Source organism: Paenibacillus wynnii, from assembly GCF_030812855.1.
Lineage (GTDB): Bacteria > Bacillota > Bacilli > Paenibacillales > Paenibacillaceae > Paenibacillus_AQ > Paenibacillus_AQ wynnii_A.
On sequence record NZ_JAUSTK010000025.1, the window covers coordinates 1 to 17,036 of the forward strand.

The window sequence follows — 17,036 nt, forward strand, 5'->3', positions numbered from 1 at the left end:
TCACGATGGACACCCTTGCTCTTGGCTAGTGGTTGGTAACTACAGACCCCCACAGTGGACTTTCACCACCTAGTTAGTCGCCATGCGTGGCGCACTAAAAAAGCTAGCCATCGGTTACCCCGAGGCTAGCTTGCAAAAAAGTCATCCATTTAGAGATTAAACTAGGCTTTACCTGCAATCTTCTCTGCTAATTCATTTAAATACGTCCAGCGCTCCATTAGATGCTCCAGCTCAGCTTCCGCTTGCTGTTGCAGCTTGGTAAGCTCTTGCAGCTTCCCAGAGTCGGCAAAAGCCGCCTCCATCTTCGTACTAATATCAACTAGAAGACTCTCCGCCTGTTCAATTTGCTCATCAATTCCCTCGTATTCACGCTGTTCCTTGAATGTGAACTTAGGTTTATCCTTAAGTGATTGTGGAGCAACTGTATCAGGTGTTGACACTGGAGCCGTAATCCGTCGAGGATTTTCGTTTTGCACCGAATTACGTACGGGAACATTCTTAGCCATCCATTCCTCGTATTCGGTGTAATCGCCGACATGAAGCCGGATCTCTCCGTCCTCGAAAGCAATAAGCTTGTCCATTGTTCGATCCAAGAAATAGCGGTCATGAGATACTGTGAATACAACCCCTGGGAATTCATCCAGATAATCCTCCAGTACTGCCAGCGTGCCAATATCCAGATCATTGGTAGGCTCATCCAGCAGCAGCACGTTAGGTGCACCCATCAATACACGGAGAAGATAGAGCCGTCTCTTTTCACCCCCGGAAAGCTTTGCAATCGGAGTCCATTGTGCTGCAGGAGGAAATAGGAAACGTTCCATCATTTGACCGGCTGTAATCGTACTGCCATCTGCAGTTTTGATCACTTCCGCCTCTTCCTTCACATATTCAATAGCCCGCAGGGTGTCATCCATATCCTGATGCTCCTGAGTGAAGTAACCTAACTTCACTGTAGTACCGAGTTGAACCTCACCGCCATCCGGTTGAAGTCTTCCAGCTATCAGATTCAGCAATGTTGATTTACCGCTACCATTCTTACCGACGATCCCCACACGGTCTTGAGGTACAGCGATATAGGTCAGATCTTTAATGAGCACACGCCCATCAAGAATTTTGGTCAAATCATGAATCTCGATAATCTTACGGCCCAGACGTGTTGAACCAACCGAAATATCTAAAGTACCGTTTGAACTGCTGACCTGACCATCTTTAAGCTTCTCGTAGCGGTCAATCCGGGCCTTCTGCTTGGTTGTACGGGCTTTTGCTCCGCGTCTAATCCAGGCAAGCTCCGTCCGCAGCAGATTTTTACGTTTCTGCTCCGCAGAAGCCTCACGTTCCTCACGGTCAGCCTTTAACTCCAAAAAGCGTGAATAGTTCGCTTCATATCTAAACAAACGCCCTCCGTCGAGTTCCAACATAACGTCTGCCACTCGGTCTAGAAAATAACGATCATGCGTAACCATTAACAAGGCTCCACGCCGCTTTTTCAAATATTGCTCCAACCAGGATACTGATTCTGTATCAATATGGTTGGTAGGCTCATCCAAGATAAGCAGTTCGGACGGTGTAATTAGTGCTGCTGCAAGAGCAACCCGTTTACGCTGACCTCCCGAAAGTGTCTCCATAAGTGCATCAAACTGGGTAATGCCAAGCTTGGTGAGTACACTTTTCGCTTCACTCTCCAAATGCCAAATATCCGCCGCACCAATATCATTGCCAATCTGAACAAGCTTGTTCTCCAACTCTTTGTTGCCGGGTTGAGTCTCGAGCAGTGACATCGTCTCCATATACTCACGCATCATCACAAGCTCCGGTTCATCTCCGGCGAAAACTTGCTGAAGCACTGTATTCTCGGGGTTGTAAGGCGGGTTTTGCGCTAAAAATTGTACACGCACCGAATTTCCGATCGCAATTTGTCCTTCATCCGGAGTTTCCAGACCGGCAATAATACGCAGAAATGTTGATTTCCCGGTTCCATTGACACCGATAACACCGATCTTATCTCGTTCATCCATACCAAATGAAGCATCATTGAATAAAATTTTCTCCCCATAGCTTTTGGAGAGGTGTTCCACCGTCATAATATTCATACTTGTTCCTCGCTTGCCTTATATTTTAAACTAGTTGTTAACTCTTCTACTCTCAAAAAACCGCCCGGAAACCGGACGGCCTCTTAATCTATTCTACTCTGCTAACTTGTCACCCTGAAAAGGATGCAAATTATCCATAGCCCCTCTTATGAAGAGACTTGCGGCAAATTGGGCCCGTTTATGAGCATCTGCCTCCGAAAAGGAAGGATCGAACAAAATATCCATCTTAAGACGGTCCAGCATTCCTATATAGGATTGGGCCATCAATTCGGGTTCAGAGCCTCCGCCCTCCACGAGCACCTTCACTACCGCCTGCATGTATTGTTCCATAAAATAGGCCATATAAGCTACCAGCTCCGGGTTATTGTTCGGTGCCCGGAAAAATAGCTTGGTATGCTGCTTGCGTTCATAATAATAAAACAGATGATGCTCCGCGATCACGGAGAGCTTGTCAGCCAAACCCCTTTGAGCCGTAAGCTTTGTCTCCAACTGCTCGAGGTAGCCTTCACAATCTCGGCGTGTGACCGCGAGGAATAATTCCTCTTTGCTCTTAAAGTATAAGTATACAGTACCTTTGGCGATACCTGCTTGCTCAGCAACGTCCGACATCTTCGTTTCGTAGAATCCGCCTGAACCGAAGAGCGTGTACGCGGCATCCAGTATGGCTGTATGTTTGTCGTTGGATACGCTGCTCATCGGTTCACCCCCTTACTGTGCCAACTAGTGGCTTTGATATAATCATTCATTCACTCATTCAAACCAGACTACCTATTAGTAATGCCACGACGCCGCCGAATATAGAACTGAACAAATTAACAGCATCATTATTCATCCTCTGCCAGCCGCGTGCCTGGACAGTGGCTGCACCGCAATGTCTGCTCCCCTCTACCTCTCGACCGCAGACCGTACAGCGGTTCATCTGCTGCACGGTTGCACCGAGGATAGAGTCGGTAAAAGCTCCTGCCACCCCACCAAAGAGCCCGGCAAGTGTCAGCAGAATGAACGAGCGATCCGGCATACCAGCGGCAAGCTGTAGCAGCCATGAGGCCGCGCCGATGAGTATACCACCCCCTGCTGCAGCAAGTGAACCCGTAAGTGATACTCCTCCTGATGCCCCAGTAGGCAGGACTTTACCTGTCAGAACAGACCGGGGAGGTCTTCTGCTAAGCGTCCCTATCTCCGTAGCCCATGTGTCCGAGGTTACAGTAGCCATTACTCCTACAAACAGGAACTCCCATATTTCTAAGGGATATAACGCATTAAGCAGTACCACAACCATGCCAATGCCTCCGTTAGCGAAGACTTGCCCGGCGTCACGGCGGCCTGTTTTATCATAGGTTAGTTCCAATTCAGCCTTATCTTCATGATGAAGTTTGGACAGCAGACTGGAGGAGATGAAGAAGAGCAGTAGAATACCGAACCAAAAGGCATTCCCGGCGCCAAAATAAACGGTACCCATAATCAATGCAGCCAGCATGCCGGAAAGGCTTAAGGATTGCTTATAATAAGCAGCACCGGCAACAATCAGAGCGCCACAAGCGCCGATAACCCATTGCATACATTCCACTCCCGCTGTTGCTAAAGTTGCATCTATTTACTTATCCAATCAGACAGGTACCCATCAGAGTATCGCCCCAGAACAGCTCGAATGAATCACCAGATACAGTAGGGCCTACACCTTCCGGCGTCCCTGTAAATATAACATCACCTTTACCAAGCCCGTAACGGGCTGCGATAAAGTCAACTATTTTCTGAAGCGAGAATATCATGTTCTTTACATTTCCGCGTTGAACCTCAACACCGTTTTTCAAAATAATAAAATCAGTTGCCTCAAGCTCTTCCTTATCTGGAAACGCAATATATGGTGTTAATGGTGCAGCATTTTTGAAGCCTTTGGCAGCGGTCCAGGGAAGGCCCTTCTTTTGCAGATCATTATGAACATCACGCAGAGTGAAATCCAAGCCCAGAGCCATGACATCAACGAGTTCCTCTACACTAGTTCCCGGAACATAATCACGTGCGATGCGCAGAACCAGCTCGCCTTCATAATGAACCTGGCCTGCATCCTTCGGAAGATGAATGATTGCCTTGTCGAGGGGAACAGCCGCATGAGAGGGCTTCATGAAGATTAAAGGCTCTGTCGGCACTTTATTGCCGAGTTCCTCCGCATGCAGTTTGTAGTTACGTCCAACGCAGTATAAGTTATTAACAGTAGCGCACATTGGGCATCAGCCTCTTTCCCGTCGATTTATTATTATTATACTCCCAAAAACGTATCGCCCCAAACATCCGGACGGTTCGTACAAATCATTATATCAGAATGCATGTCTGCGAGGCGACGCATCTCTTTCGCTTTATCCACCGTCCAGGCCATAACCTTCACTCCCTGCTCTGTAAGCAGCTTGGCTAAGTTTGGATTCAGACGCGCAAAGCTTATGGACAGAAACGAACAACCCAGCTCCTGTACGCGCCTAGCAGGATCTCCTGATCTGGAATCAAAGATAAGTCCCGTGTTCATCCGCGGATCTACTTCTTTAACTCTTTGCAGGGCACCCGCTTCGAAGGAGGTTAGAACAACTTCATCCTTCATACCTTTGGAGGAGATAAGGTTAATAACCGACTTTTCTATACCCGGATATAGGTTCCCTACCGTCTTTAGTTCTATGTTAAGATGCAATCGGCCCTTAGAAAGATCCAAAACCTCTTCAAGAGAAGGTACTCTTTCTCCTTTAAAAGCGCGTCCTTTCCAGCTTCCCGCATCCAGCCGTTTCATCTGCGCCCAATCCATATCCTTGACCTTGCCATGGCCATTGGTCGTTCGGTCCAGACTATAATCATGAATGACGACCGGCACACCATCTTTAGACATTTGAACGTCGATCTCCATCCAGCGGACATAAGGCAAGGCGATTGCCATTCGAACGGCTGCCAATGTATTCTCCGGAGCTTTGCCGGAAAACCCGCGATGGGCAACGCATAAATTTTTAAACATAAGGACCCCCCTTAGCCGTTATCATCACTCTGAGGAATGCACAACCTTACCTTCATTATCAATTTTGATTTGTCCCCAAGAAATAGATTCAACTTTTTTGAAAAGCTTTTGTCCATCTTCAGGACTCATTGGAACAGGCTGAGCCAGCTCAGCATTAAAGGGCTTTAGCTGCATGGAGCACTGGCCCTCTACATTGCATTCCGCCTGGAAAACGGCTGTATCCCAAGTAGAAGGAACTGAAGATCTTGTAAATATAAAATTCCCAGTGCTGTAGGCGATCCACTTCCCCTTATAAGGCTCAATACCCTGCAGTACATGAGGATGGCCTCCGATCACCAGATCTGCGCCTGCATCAATAAAGCTGCGTCCCAATGACTGCTGCACAGTATCAGCTTGACTCACACGTTCCTTGCCCCAATGAACGACAACGATAACAATATCCGCTTTCTTTTTGGCCTCGGTAATTGCCTTAAGCCCCTCTTCACTTTCGTAGACAGAAGCTAAGCCCGGTTTATTCCTCTCCGCCTTCCAAGAGGATTCAGGTAGAACACGGGAAAACCCAAGCAGGGCAACTGTAATCCCCTTGCGTTCAAAATACTGGGCTGAATAGGCTGATTCCTCATTCAAGCCAGCCCCGACATAGGGAATGCCTCTTTCTTCAAGATTGCTGAGCGTTTCCCGCAAGCCTTGTTCGCCTTGGTCAAGTGTATGATTATTCGCCAGATTAACAGCATCGATTCCAGCTGCCTTAAGTTTATCCAGTGCCTTAGGGGGAGCCTTAAATACATACTGCTTATTGGCGGCACTCGTAACCCCATCCGAAACCGGAGTCTCAAGATTAACAATGGACAAGTCATCCTCTTTGAATAATCCACCTAGTCGGGCATAGGGATATTCATAACCCGTTTTTTCCAACAATTCTCCAACCTTACCGGAAAAGATTACATCTCCACCAAAACTAAGTTTAACTGTATCCCCTTCGGAGTCTGTATCCTCCGGCAAACCTGAAATCGCCCCGTCGTCTGTAGGTGCAGGCGGTGAGGGAGTATTCACCACTGTATCAGCATCAGGAGTTTCCACAGGCTCTAGTTCTCCAGTAGATGTGGGCTCTACAGAAGCTTGTGTTGGTTCTGGAGTGGTAGAAGCAGTCACCGCGGGCGGAGCCTCGCTGGGATCCGGAGAAGGTGAGGCACTGCTTTGCACCGCTAGCGATGGAGTGTTGGAGCTTTTGTTACCGTCTTCATTAAGTACATAAGTTAAAATGGCTATTATCATTAGTAGCAGGATTGCATTGATCCATACCCATGTCCTTTTTGGGCGACGATGACCCGAGGCATTTCTTTTGTCTCTTCTGCGCGATCTCGGCGGGTACATGGTGTTCTGTAAGCTCCTTTGCCGTTAAAGTGGTTTTATTATAGCATATCTGGTACTTCTCTCTCCAAAATAGCAGACTGCCATTTGATAGATTGTCTTCCTCCACAAAACAAAGGGTGAAGCAAAAAATCGCTTCACCGCTTGCATGAATATATATATGGATTCTTAATTCTTACTTTTGCACAGTCTTAGCAGCAGCTTCAGCGGTCAGCTTGGCGTGTTTGATGCAGTCAGGCATTCCAATACCATCATAACCGGCACCAAATGCATATACACCGGGCAGAACCGCACCAAGCTCATCCCGCAGCCTGGCAATATTGCCTGGATGCCCCACGGGGTACTGCGGCATGGAATGCTTCAGACGGGTAATTTCAGTAAAAAGCGGATTGGCGGTGATGCCCATAATTTCCCGGACATCTTTGCGTACCAGCTCCTCCAGGGCATCATCCGGCAGCTCTACATTCTGCTCGTCTCCCGAACGCCCCACATAAAAGCGTAAGAGTACTTTATCCTCAGGGCTGGAATGAAGCCATTTGGTCGATGTCCAAGTGCAGGCCGTAATGTTGCGCCCTTCCTTGCGAGGAACCAGAAACCCTGATCCATCATATTCCGTAGCCGTATCTTTTTTAGAAAAGGCCATTACCACATTAGCAACGGATACATAATTCACAGCGTCAAGTGCGGATACATCCACATGTGGACGCAGCAGATCGGCAGCGGCGAAATTCGGAACGGTAATGTAAATATCATCCGCCGGTATTCTTTCACCATTATCAAGTTCAACTTGATAACGCGGATTACCTTTATCCTTATTAGCTATATCATCAATGATAGAGGTTACGGAAACCCCCGTACGCTGCTCTACATCCTGAAGTTCATTAATCAGTGCATGCACAAGACTTTGCAGGCCTTGACGAAAGGTCAGGAATGCACTCTTCTTGGTTCCTGTATGTGTTTCGGCCGGCTTTCGCCCTGTAGTCATACCGCGAATAAGGCTTCCATATTTACGCTCCACTTCACCAAATTGGGGGAAGGTGGCTTGCAGGCTGATCTTATTCATATCTCCGGCATAAATACCGGCTAGAAGCGGTTCAGTCATATTCTCCAGCACTTCCGTACCCAGACGCCGTTCAATTAACTGACCCAGCGATTCATCTTCCTTGCTTCTGCGAGGCGGAATCATAAAATCCATCATCGCACGAACTTTTCCTCCAAAGGAGATTAATCCGCTTTGCAGAAAGGGTCTGATCTCTGTCGGAATACCCAGTACAAGCCCAGCAGGCATAGGGTGAAGCTTGTTCCGCTGCAATATGTAGGTCTTCTTGGCATTGGGATTGGTTGTCACCAGTTCATGGTCCAATTCTAATTCCTTGGCTAGATCAACCATCGCCGTTTTACGGGCGAGGAAGGAATCAGGACCCTTTTCAATGACAAACCCCTCACGGTGCAGCGTTTCAATTTTGCCGCCAAGCACTTTTTCTTTTTCGAGCACAATAATTTCAGGTTGAATGCCCGCTGATTTATAATATTTCCGGACGTAGAAGGCTGCGCTAAGACCGCTCAGCCCTCCGCCGATGATTACAATTTTTCGTGCAGTACCCGTCATATCGAACCCGCCTGCATTTGATTGTACCGTGTACGCACCACACTGCTTAGTACAGACATATAAGCAGGGTCACTGTTCAGCGACTCAATTCGCATTAAGCGCATGTCCAATTCCCGTGCGATAGTCTGAGCCTCAATATCCAGATCATATAGCACTTCCAGATGATCAGATACAAATCCAACAGGGGCTACCAGTACATCTTCAACCTGTTCTTTAGAAAGCTCACGAAGAGTATCCAGTACGTCCGGTCCCAGCCACGGCTCAGCTGTACGGCCTGCGCTCTGCCAAGTGAACTGCCAGGAAGTGACACCCGCCTGTTTGGCAACAGCCTCAGAGGTTTCGAGGAGTTGGTCACGGTAAGGATCGCCCATAGAGAGTATACGCTCCGGCAGACTATGTGCACTGAACAGCACTCTTACCTCACTTCGCTTCGCTCCAGCTTCTTCAAATTGATCCAAGCGAGCAGAGACCCGGCGGCTCAGCACATCAATGAGCTCAGGATGCAGATGGTAGTTATTTACGAATTCCATCCGAATGCCACATTCGTCTGCTTTTGCCTGTGCACGTTTGATATAGGTTCCTACACTCATAATCGAATAATGTGGGGCAAGAACGATACCTACAGCCTCTGTAATGCCATCCCTGGCCATGGCCTTCACACCGTCCTCTATGAAAGGATGAGCATGCTTCAGACCTTGGTAGCATACAAACTCAACAGTAGTCTCTCCATTGTCTTTATTTAGAGCAGCCTCTAAGCCCTCTACCTGACGATCCGTATTCTCCCGAAGCGGGAAAACGCCCCCGACAATGGCTTCATAACGGTCTTTCAGTTCTTTAAGCTGCTCCGTTGAAGGCGGGTTACCTCGCCGGATATGCGTATAATAAGCCTCCACGCCTTCTAAGCTCTCAGGAGTGCCGTATGACATGACAAGAACGCCTACTTTTGTTGTCACAGTTTCCATCCCCTTTTACAGTTAGTCTAGGTATGTTCAGGAACGTGCCTTCACTGATTCTTTCATAAGATCCTTCGAGTATTCATGAATGTATTCTGTTAATTCCCGCAGTTTTTCCAAAGAAGCCTCAGGGAATAAGCCATGGCCCAAATTGAACACATAGCCGGGTTCAAGTATGCCTTCATCAATCAATTGCTTGGCGCGGTCTTTGATAACATTCATTGGAGCAGTCAACAGATAAGGATCCAAATTACCTTGCATCGCAAACTTACCGCCTGTTCTGCGGCGTCCTTCACTGATACTGACACGCCAATCCAGCCCGATCACATCAGCTTGAAGGTTAGTAAGCGTAGGCAGAAGTTCTCCTGAACTTACGCCCGGGAAGTAGATTTTGGGCACATCCAGATCTGATAATTCTCTAAAAATTCTTGAAATAGTCGGCAGGACATAGATTTCAAAATCCTTAGGGGCAAGCGCACCCACCCAGCTGTCGAACAATTGAAAGGCCTTGCCTCCACTGCGTACATGGCTGCGAAGATAAGTGATTATCATATCTCCTAGCTTTTCCATTAACATTTCCCACACACGGGGTTCACTGTACATAAGCGTCTTGGTGCGGATATAACTTTTTGAAGGACGTCCCTCAATAAGATAGCTGGCAATTGTAAAAGGTGCACCTGCGAACGTAATAAGAGGCACATCTAATTCCTTGTCTAGAAGAGAAATCGTCTCCAAAATGTGGCTAAGGTCACCTTCTACATCAATGGGCCGTAATTTCTCTACATCTGCGGCAGAACGAATCGGGTTATGTATAACCGGACCGATGTTTTTGACGATGTCAAAATCAATTCCAATGGAAGCAACCGGATTCATGATATCTGAATACAAAATAGCTGCATCTACGCCTAGCTTACGCACAGGCATCAGAGTAATTTCAGCCGCCAACTCAGGCTGTTTGCATATTTCCAACAGGGTATACTTCTCCTTGATTGTACGGTAGTCGGGATCATAACGGCCGGCTTGCCGCATATACCAAACGGGAACATGCTCCGTATCCTGCTTGCGGCAGGCGCGGATAAAAGTGTCGTTGTAGGTCATGATAAGATCTCCATTAAATTTGATTAATTTCTTAATATATATTATGCCCCTTTTAAAAGTAAGTAACAACCATCACACTAATGGAGGCCATGACAATCCTATGACAATACTATGATATGTATTGCATTAACACCTTTAAAAATTATGATATACTGATAGAATGTCAATTTTTCGTGAATAATAGTTCCACACATTCTCCAAGCTGAAGGGAAGTGAAAGCACTTTGAAGAAATGGGAGACTTGGAAGGTCAACCTCACGGTGCTTTGGTTTGGCCAATTTTTAGTGAATGCCGGTATGACTATGATTACCCCATTCTTGTCCCTTTATCTTGCAAAAGATCTGGGAGTACAGGGTGAACATGCGATCGGGATTTGGGCCGGATTGATTTTTGCGGCAAACTTTTTGACTGCATTTCTGTTCCAGCCGTTATGGGGGAAGCTTGCCGACAAATACGGACGAAAAATCATGCTCCTGCGTTCCAGCTTCGGTATGGCGGTAGTTATACTACTCATGGGCTTTGCTCAGACACCGATGCAATTACTGCTTCTGCGTTTGTTAAATGGAACCATAGCCGGATTTAATCCTGCCTCAATTGCACTCATCTCAGGTACAACTCCGAAACCTCGTATGGGCTTTGCCATGGGTCTTATGCAATCGGGCTCCGTAGCCGGTACAATCTTGGGACCGCTCATCGGCGGACTCTTAGCTGACTCGATCGGATTCCGACCCATTTTTTATGTAGTCGGTGCCTTATTGTTCGTAGCCTCTCTGTTGGCACTGTTCCTGGTAAAAGAAAAGTTCGACCGTATCGAAGCTGCCCATGTACCTCAAGCGTCTGTACTGGCAGGCCTAAAAGAGCTGCTTAAGGTTCCCCAGCTTCCAGCATTATTCGGAGTAACCTTTCTGCTGCAGTTCGCAATGATTAGCCCCATGACGCTGCTGCCCCTTTATGTGGAGAAGCTGCACGGCTCCGCTGTGAATATCGCCTTCTGGGCCGGCATGGTCAGTGCAGTCACAGGAGTCTCAAATATGCTGGCATCTCCGGTTCTGGGTAAGCTAAGCGATAAGATTGGTGCTCATCGTATTTTGACGTTTGCCTTAATAGGCGCCTCTGTATTCCTTATCCCTCAGGCCTTTGTCACCAGTGTGTGGCAGCTTATTATTATCCGATTCATGATGGGTGTCTTTATGGGAGGGCTGCTGCCCAGTGTAAATGCGCTGATCCGTTCCTATACGCCAGACGGCAAGGAAAGCCGTGCATTCGGCTTCAACAGCAGTACGCTTGCGCTAGGCAACATGCTGGGAGCGATTATCGGCGGTTTTTTATCAGGCTATATCGGAATTGAAGGTTTATTCATTATCTCCGGAGTCTTATTGCTTATTAACACTATATGGGTACGCCTAAAACTATACAAAGAAACTACCCGTCGCTCATTTCGATGACGCGGCTCCAAACGTCAAACCAGTCTAGTTGAACATTTGGAGCTTGATTCGATTCTGATTCAGGGGATAATTACTTAACCATTGCTAAGGCAAGCCCATCGTAGGCCGGCAGCAATGTACTTATCAGTCGGTCATCCGTGGCGATCATTTCATTAAATCGACGCACTGCCAGTATGGCGGGGCCGTTCCTATCTGTATTTAGAGTACGGCCCCGCAGGAAAATATTATCTCCGGCAATAATCGCACCGGGATTAGCTAGCTGAATGGCATATTCAAGATAGTTCGGATAATTCATTTTGTCAGCATCGATGAAAAAGAAATCAAATTTCCGCCCTTCGGATTCCAAAATCTTCAGGCTATCCATGGCTGGTCCGATTCTGTACTCTACAGAATCGCCGAAGCCTGCCAGTTCCAGATTCCGCCGGGCTACGGCAGCGTATTCAGGCTTAAGCTCCAGAGAGGTCAGCTTACCGCCGTCCCTGAACCCACGGGACAAGCAAATGCCGCTGTATCCGCCAAGAGCACCGATTTCTAGTACGCTTGATGCGCCGGAGAGCTTAATGAGCATGGTCAATAGGCGGCCGTAGCCCGGTTCAACGGAGACTTCAGGCATACCATGATCAGCTATCGATTGTTTCACTTGAAGCAAAATTTCGTCCTCTGTATAGAGTTGTTCACTGTATTGTTCTTGGCTAAGCATGTAATATCTCCTTTGTTAATCCTCTCGAGTCCACATAGGTTCCCGAGAGAGGGGTTTTCTGGGAATGTCGGACATTGTGAAGTTCACCGCATTCCCCTATACTTGATTGTACTGGCTTTCTGTATCTATCTACAAGTAAAACGGAGTTGAGATCAATGAGCAAATTAACATTAATCGCTACTGCCCCTATGGGCTTGGAAGCTGTCGTAGCACGCGAATTAAACGAACTGGGTTATGAGACCACGGTCGAGAACGGACGAGTACTATTCAGCGGTGATTATATCGACATCTGCCGCTGTAATTTATGGCTGCGTACCTCGGACCGCGTACTCATTAAAATGGGGCAATTCCCTGCTAAAACCTTCGATGAGCTGTTCGAAGGTGTGAAAGCTCTGCCTTGGGCCGACTGGATTCCTGAAAATGGCGAATTCCCCGTGGAAGGCCGGTCGCACAAGTCCCAGCTGACAAGCGTACCTGCTTGTCAGGGAATTGTCAAAAAAGCGGTTGTAGAAAAGCTTAAACTTTCCTATCAGACAGAATGGTTCCCAGAGGATGGCCCCCGTTATGTCATTGAAGTCATCCTCTTGAATGACATCGCGCTGATCACCTTAGACACCACTGGACCTGCACTCCACAAACGCGGTTACCGCAGACAATCCACAGAAGCACCGTTGAAGGAAACCATGGCAGCTGCACTAATAAAGCTCAGCCGCTGGAACGGCCATCGACCACTGTACGATCCATGCTGTGGAACGGGCACATTGCTCATCGAAGCTGCCATGATTGCCTGGAACATTGCTCCGGGCCTACGGCGCTCGTTTCCATCGGAACATTGGCCTGTCATTCCGCGCCGTCTGTGGGAGGACGCTCGGGAAGAAGCTTACGATGCTGTCCGCGATGATTATCCGCTGCAGCTTACTGGCAGCGACGTTGATCCTGAAGCTATCGAGCTTGCAGAAGCTGCCGCCAAGAGTGCAGGTTTATCCGGTGAGATTACCTTTAAGGTTATCGCTGCCGCCAAAGCCAGACCCGAAGGTGAGTATGGTTGTATTATAACCAATCCACCTTATGGCGAGCGCATAAGTAATGACAAGGAAGTGGAAAAGCTGACTCGCCAGTTTGGTGAAATGATGTTATACCTTCCTTCATGGTCATTCTTCGCCATTAGCCCTTCAAAGGAATTTGAGCAGTTCTACGGACGGAAGGCAGATAAACGACGTAAATTATACAACGGACGTATTGAATGTCAGTTTTATCAATATTTAGGCCCGCTTCCACCTAGAAATCCGGATAAAGATAATTCAGAACCTAATAGTTAATATTGAATCGGACATCCTCCTCTTTCGGGCTGGATGTCCTTTTTTTCGCTGCTACAGGCAGATTAAATGTAATAAAGACCCCGCCCACTTTTCATTTTAGAAAGTGTACGAAGCCTTTATTACGTATAGTGATGGTTAATGAACGATGTATTTCCCTATCTTTTCCCATTATTATTGAGTACTATAAGATATAAAAGAAAATCGGCAATGGAAGGGAATGGCACTATTGAAAAGGGTTTACACTTGTAAAACTTGTAGTGAATGCTCTCAAATTCTTGATAAAGTTTATGTATCATTCAAAGACCTACAAGTTCTCCTATACGATGATCGTATCTTACATAACAAGAACAAAATGTACTGCCTGAACCACTTTTTAGAAAAAAAATCCTGTGCAGTCTGCGATACATCGATCACTGATGAAATGAACTTAACACCAAGACATGTTAAGGATAAATTATACGTCCTTGTATGTGATGAATGTCGTGATGATTTAGACTGGGTACTCCCTTACGCAGAATACGAGAACTCCTAAATATTTTTGTGCCTAGATAAAGAATCCCTACTCTTGCTTTTACTAAATGGAAGCCACCAATTAAGACGTCCAAGTAATTTCATAGATAAAGGAACGACAATTGTACGTACGATCAATGCATCAATGAGAATAGCAAAGGCAAGCCCCACACCCAGCTCCTGAACGATCTGAATATCGGCGAACATGAATACACCGAATACTGTAATCATAATCGCTGCTCCCCCGTTAATCATTCCTGCGGTTGCTACAAATCCATCTACAATACTTTCGTCATTGTTACCGGTTCGTAAATAAGATTCCCGGATTCGCGATACAATGATCACTTCATAATCAATACTCAAACCGAACAAAATGCAGAATAACAAAATAGGCGTATTCACATTAAGGGCTTGAGGATGTGTACCTGGCATATGACCGTTCTGAAACATGTATATGAGAAATCCAAGCGAACTAACGGTAACCAGGCTGTTCAAAACAATTGCCTTAAGCGGCAATAAGACAGAACGAAAAGCAACTAGTAATAGCAGAAAAGTAAGCGTAACACTAACCAAAATGATTTTAGGAATTTGATGCATAATTTTATTATCATAATCTAGACCCATAGCGGTTTCTCCGCTTACGTATGTAACCAACTTTTGATTGGAGCGTCTGGATAAGAGATCTCTAATTTCTACAACTAGGTCTCTAGCTTTCTCTGTATTCGGCGCAATCGAGGGTACTACATATAGTAAGGTGCTTTTCTGATCACTGCTAACTAATGATTTTAACGAAGCTTGTACATTTGTTGGTAGTACGTCAACCTTACTGTACAATGCTTCATATTGTTCTACTGAATTGAACTGCTCATTTAGACTCGTTATTCCCATTACTTTCGACACATCATTCAGTGGTTCCACACTGCTTGCGATATCATAAATTTCATGTATTGAATCCTTATCGTATACGGAACCGTCTTGACTTTGCAGCAAGATGCGGATCGGAAATGTATTCCCAATTCCAAAATCGCTCACCACAGCCTCCATTCCTAATTTCGCATCACTTCCGTCCGGCAATTCATTAAAGGCCGCTACAGGAACATGCATTTGAATCTGTGAAATGAAAGGTAAGAATATACTTACAAGCACTAACCCCAGAATTAGAAAGGAAATGGTTCGTTTCATCATAAAAGTAATGATCTTCTGCCAAACATTATTGCTGTTGCGCTTCAGCTTGAAGACTGGAATTTTGAGTAATTCAACATTTTTACCGAGTAAGAACAATATAGCCGGCAATAAAGTGATTGCTGCAAGAATAGATACCAATACAACTACGAAGCCGCCTACAGCTACCGAACGAAACAACAGAGTATTCGGTAACAACAACGAAATTAAGCTGATTGCGATGGTTAGTCCTGCAAAAAATACGGAACGCCCTGACGATGCAACGGCATTCACTATTGCTAGACTTTTATCCTGATGACTATCCATCTCCTCACGGAACCGCTGTGTAATAAATAAGGCATAGTCAATGGCAACACCAAGCCCAAGCATGGTCACTATGCTGGTAAGTAGCGTTGAAAGTTGCATATAAGGAGTTAGAAAGTAGATGACTGCCATTGTTACCAAAATCGATATTACACCCATTAATAAAGGCAGAAGTGCTGCAACCGCTGAACGAAACACAAACAATAGCAGTAGAAACACAATAGGCAGTCCAATTCGTTCAACGTTGGATACACTCTTAGTACTGGCGGCATTAATATCATAATAGATACCCGGCCCGCCGCTAATGAGAATATTGAAGCCCTCCACTTCCGATTTCATATCCCTCAACTGCTGTTTGAAGCGATCCACGAATTTCATGGAATCGTTATCGCTTCCGTTCAAATTCAGATATACATACGCACGATGTTTTTCCGTTACAAAAGAGATATCATGCGCTGTGAATTCAACCAATTTGTCTACCTTTGCCTTGTCCTCAATCTTTTGAATTATTGTAGAGAACTGTTGATCATTTTTATTTTTATTTTCCACAACCACAATAACCCGCTGAGCGCTAAGACCGGCGAATTGATTCTTGACAATTACATCGGCCACTCCTGATTCACTTTGAGGATCACTGAAGCCCCCGATACTCAACTCTTCTTTTAGTTTGGTACCGAATAGAAGACTTAAGACAAGCAATACGACCCATATGAGAATAACAGTCTTCGGATATACTGATGTGAATCTACCAATTCTATTAAACATAATTATTCTGCCTTTCTTGTTAACGTATTCTTGTTATGCATATCCTTGACGATATCAGCGAATATCCCGCCAATATGTTCGCCTGCCTTAAGTGCTACAGGACATGTCAATGATCCTAGATAATACTTGGGTTCCTGTAGATCAAACCAGTGAAACCCCATTTTCCGCAAACCTCTCAGAACTCGACTATCCAAGCTGGCTACTGCAAAATCGTTAATCAGGGCATCTTTAAAAAGCTCTCGAAATAACATCATGATCCCCTTCGTTGTATTCACTGTCACCGCGAAACGGGCGATTTCATAGATTCTATCAATCGGTTGATGTCTATGGGTCCAGGGTGAAAGCTGAATTCCAAATTCCCGTTCAAGTGGCAGTTCACAATCTGGCAGCTTCATGATCGTCCGTATAGACCCCACACATGTATTTCTATCATCTACTAATGAATAAATTGTCGTTACCGGCGCTAGTATTCGGTCTTCTTCTAACATTTGCTCTAATACTTCTGAATATGAGGTTTCAAAATGATAATCTTTATGACCATAGTAAATGCCCGCCACATATTCCGTTTGTTCTGGACGATAACATCCTCTGCTAATCTCGATCGTAAGATCACCATGCTGCACTCTCTCCAATGAAAGCCCATCACGACAAACTAGCTCTCTTTCTTGAACTGCTTTTTTTATTAGTAAAGACACTTTAT

Annotated in this window: 14 protein-coding genes; 2 read left to right on the top strand and 12 right to left on the bottom strand. The window is 46.0% G+C overall.

The features are described from left to right. Positions 1-161: 161 nt before the first annotated feature. The 9 genes from J2T20_RS19540 to hemE form a co-directional block, all read right to left on the bottom strand. Positions 162-2,090, bottom strand: coding sequence for an ABC-F family ATP-binding cassette domain-containing protein (locus J2T20_RS19540; protein WP_307591015.1), 1,929 nt, complete (start codon positions 2,088-2,090; stop codon positions 162-164). 93 nt (positions 2,091-2,183) lie between these two features. After that, positions 2,184-2,786 carry a TetR/AcrR family transcriptional regulator gene (locus J2T20_RS19545; protein ID WP_307591016.1) on the bottom strand — a complete coding sequence of 201 codons (603 nt, stop codon included), beginning with the start codon at positions 2,784-2,786 and terminating at the stop codon, positions 2,184-2,186. Between the two features lie 58 nt (positions 2,787-2,844). After that, on the bottom strand, positions 2,845-3,648 hold the full coding sequence (locus J2T20_RS19550) for a DUF92 domain-containing protein (protein WP_307591017.1): 804 nt from the start codon (positions 3,646-3,648) through the stop codon (positions 2,845-2,847). 40 nt (positions 3,649-3,688) lie between these two features. Next, positions 3,689-4,312, bottom strand: a complete 624-nt coding sequence (locus J2T20_RS19555; protein WP_307591018.1) for a fumarylacetoacetate hydrolase family protein — start codon at positions 4,310-4,312, stop codon at positions 3,689-3,691. A 35-nt stretch (positions 4,313-4,347) separates the two neighbouring features. Next, positions 4,348-5,082, bottom strand: a complete 735-nt coding sequence (locus tag J2T20_RS19560) for a glycerophosphodiester phosphodiesterase (RefSeq protein ID WP_307591019.1) — start codon at positions 5,080-5,082, stop codon at positions 4,348-4,350. 24 nt (positions 5,083-5,106) lie between these two features. Continuing rightward, positions 5,107-6,456, bottom strand: coding sequence for a CapA family protein (locus J2T20_RS19565; RefSeq protein WP_307591020.1), 1,350 nt, complete (start codon positions 6,454-6,456; stop codon positions 5,107-5,109). A 172-nt stretch (positions 6,457-6,628) separates the two neighbouring features. Beyond that, complete coding sequence (gene hemG / locus J2T20_RS19570; protein ID WP_307591021.1) at positions 6,629-8,062, bottom strand: protoporphyrinogen oxidase; 1,434 nt, start codon at positions 8,060-8,062, stop codon at positions 6,629-6,631. Next, a complete protein-coding gene (hemH, locus tag J2T20_RS19575) occupies positions 8,059-9,015 on the bottom strand; it encodes a ferrochelatase (protein ID WP_307591022.1) in 957 nt (318 codons plus the stop codon). Before hemH ends, hemG begins: the two co-directional genes overlap by 4 nt. A 36-nt stretch (positions 9,016-9,051) precedes the next feature. Next, a complete protein-coding gene (gene hemE / locus J2T20_RS19580) occupies positions 9,052-10,113 on the bottom strand; it encodes a uroporphyrinogen decarboxylase (RefSeq protein ID WP_307591023.1) in 1,062 nt (353 codons plus the stop codon). Positions 10,114-10,336: 223 nt separating this feature from the next. Here hemE and J2T20_RS19585 point away from each other — a divergent pair, with 223 nt between their 5' ends. Further along, positions 10,337-11,557 carry an MFS transporter gene (locus tag J2T20_RS19585; protein WP_307591024.1) on the top strand — a complete coding sequence of 407 codons (1,221 nt, stop codon included), beginning with the start codon at positions 10,337-10,339 and terminating at the stop codon, positions 11,555-11,557. Between the two features lie 70 nt (positions 11,558-11,627). Here J2T20_RS19585 and J2T20_RS19590 read toward each other — a convergent pair whose 3' ends face one another. Further along, positions 11,628-12,257: an O-methyltransferase gene (locus J2T20_RS19590; protein ID WP_307591025.1), complete on the bottom strand. Its 630-nt coding sequence runs from the start codon at positions 12,255-12,257 to the stop codon at positions 11,628-11,630. Positions 12,258-12,412: 155 nt separating this feature from the next. Between J2T20_RS19590 and J2T20_RS19595 the strand changes: the two genes are divergently transcribed. After that, positions 12,413-13,576 carry a THUMP domain-containing class I SAM-dependent RNA methyltransferase gene (locus J2T20_RS19595; protein ID WP_307591026.1) on the top strand — a complete coding sequence of 388 codons (1,164 nt, stop codon included), beginning with the start codon at positions 12,413-12,415 and terminating at the stop codon, positions 13,574-13,576. 528 nt (positions 13,577-14,104) lie between these two features. Here the strand turns inward: J2T20_RS19595 and J2T20_RS19600 are convergent. Together J2T20_RS19600 and J2T20_RS19605 are read right to left on the bottom strand one after the other, a co-directional pair. After that, the gene (locus J2T20_RS19600; protein ID WP_307591027.1) at positions 14,105-16,336 is read right to left on the bottom strand and encodes an MMPL family transporter; all 2,232 of its coding nucleotides are present in this window, start codon (positions 16,334-16,336) and stop codon (positions 14,105-14,107) included. Positions 16,337-16,338: 2 nt separating this feature from the next. Further along, a complete protein-coding gene (locus J2T20_RS19605; protein ID WP_307591028.1) occupies positions 16,339-17,031 on the bottom strand; it encodes a hypothetical protein in 693 nt (230 codons plus the stop codon). Between the last annotated feature and the right edge of the window lie 5 nt (positions 17,032-17,036).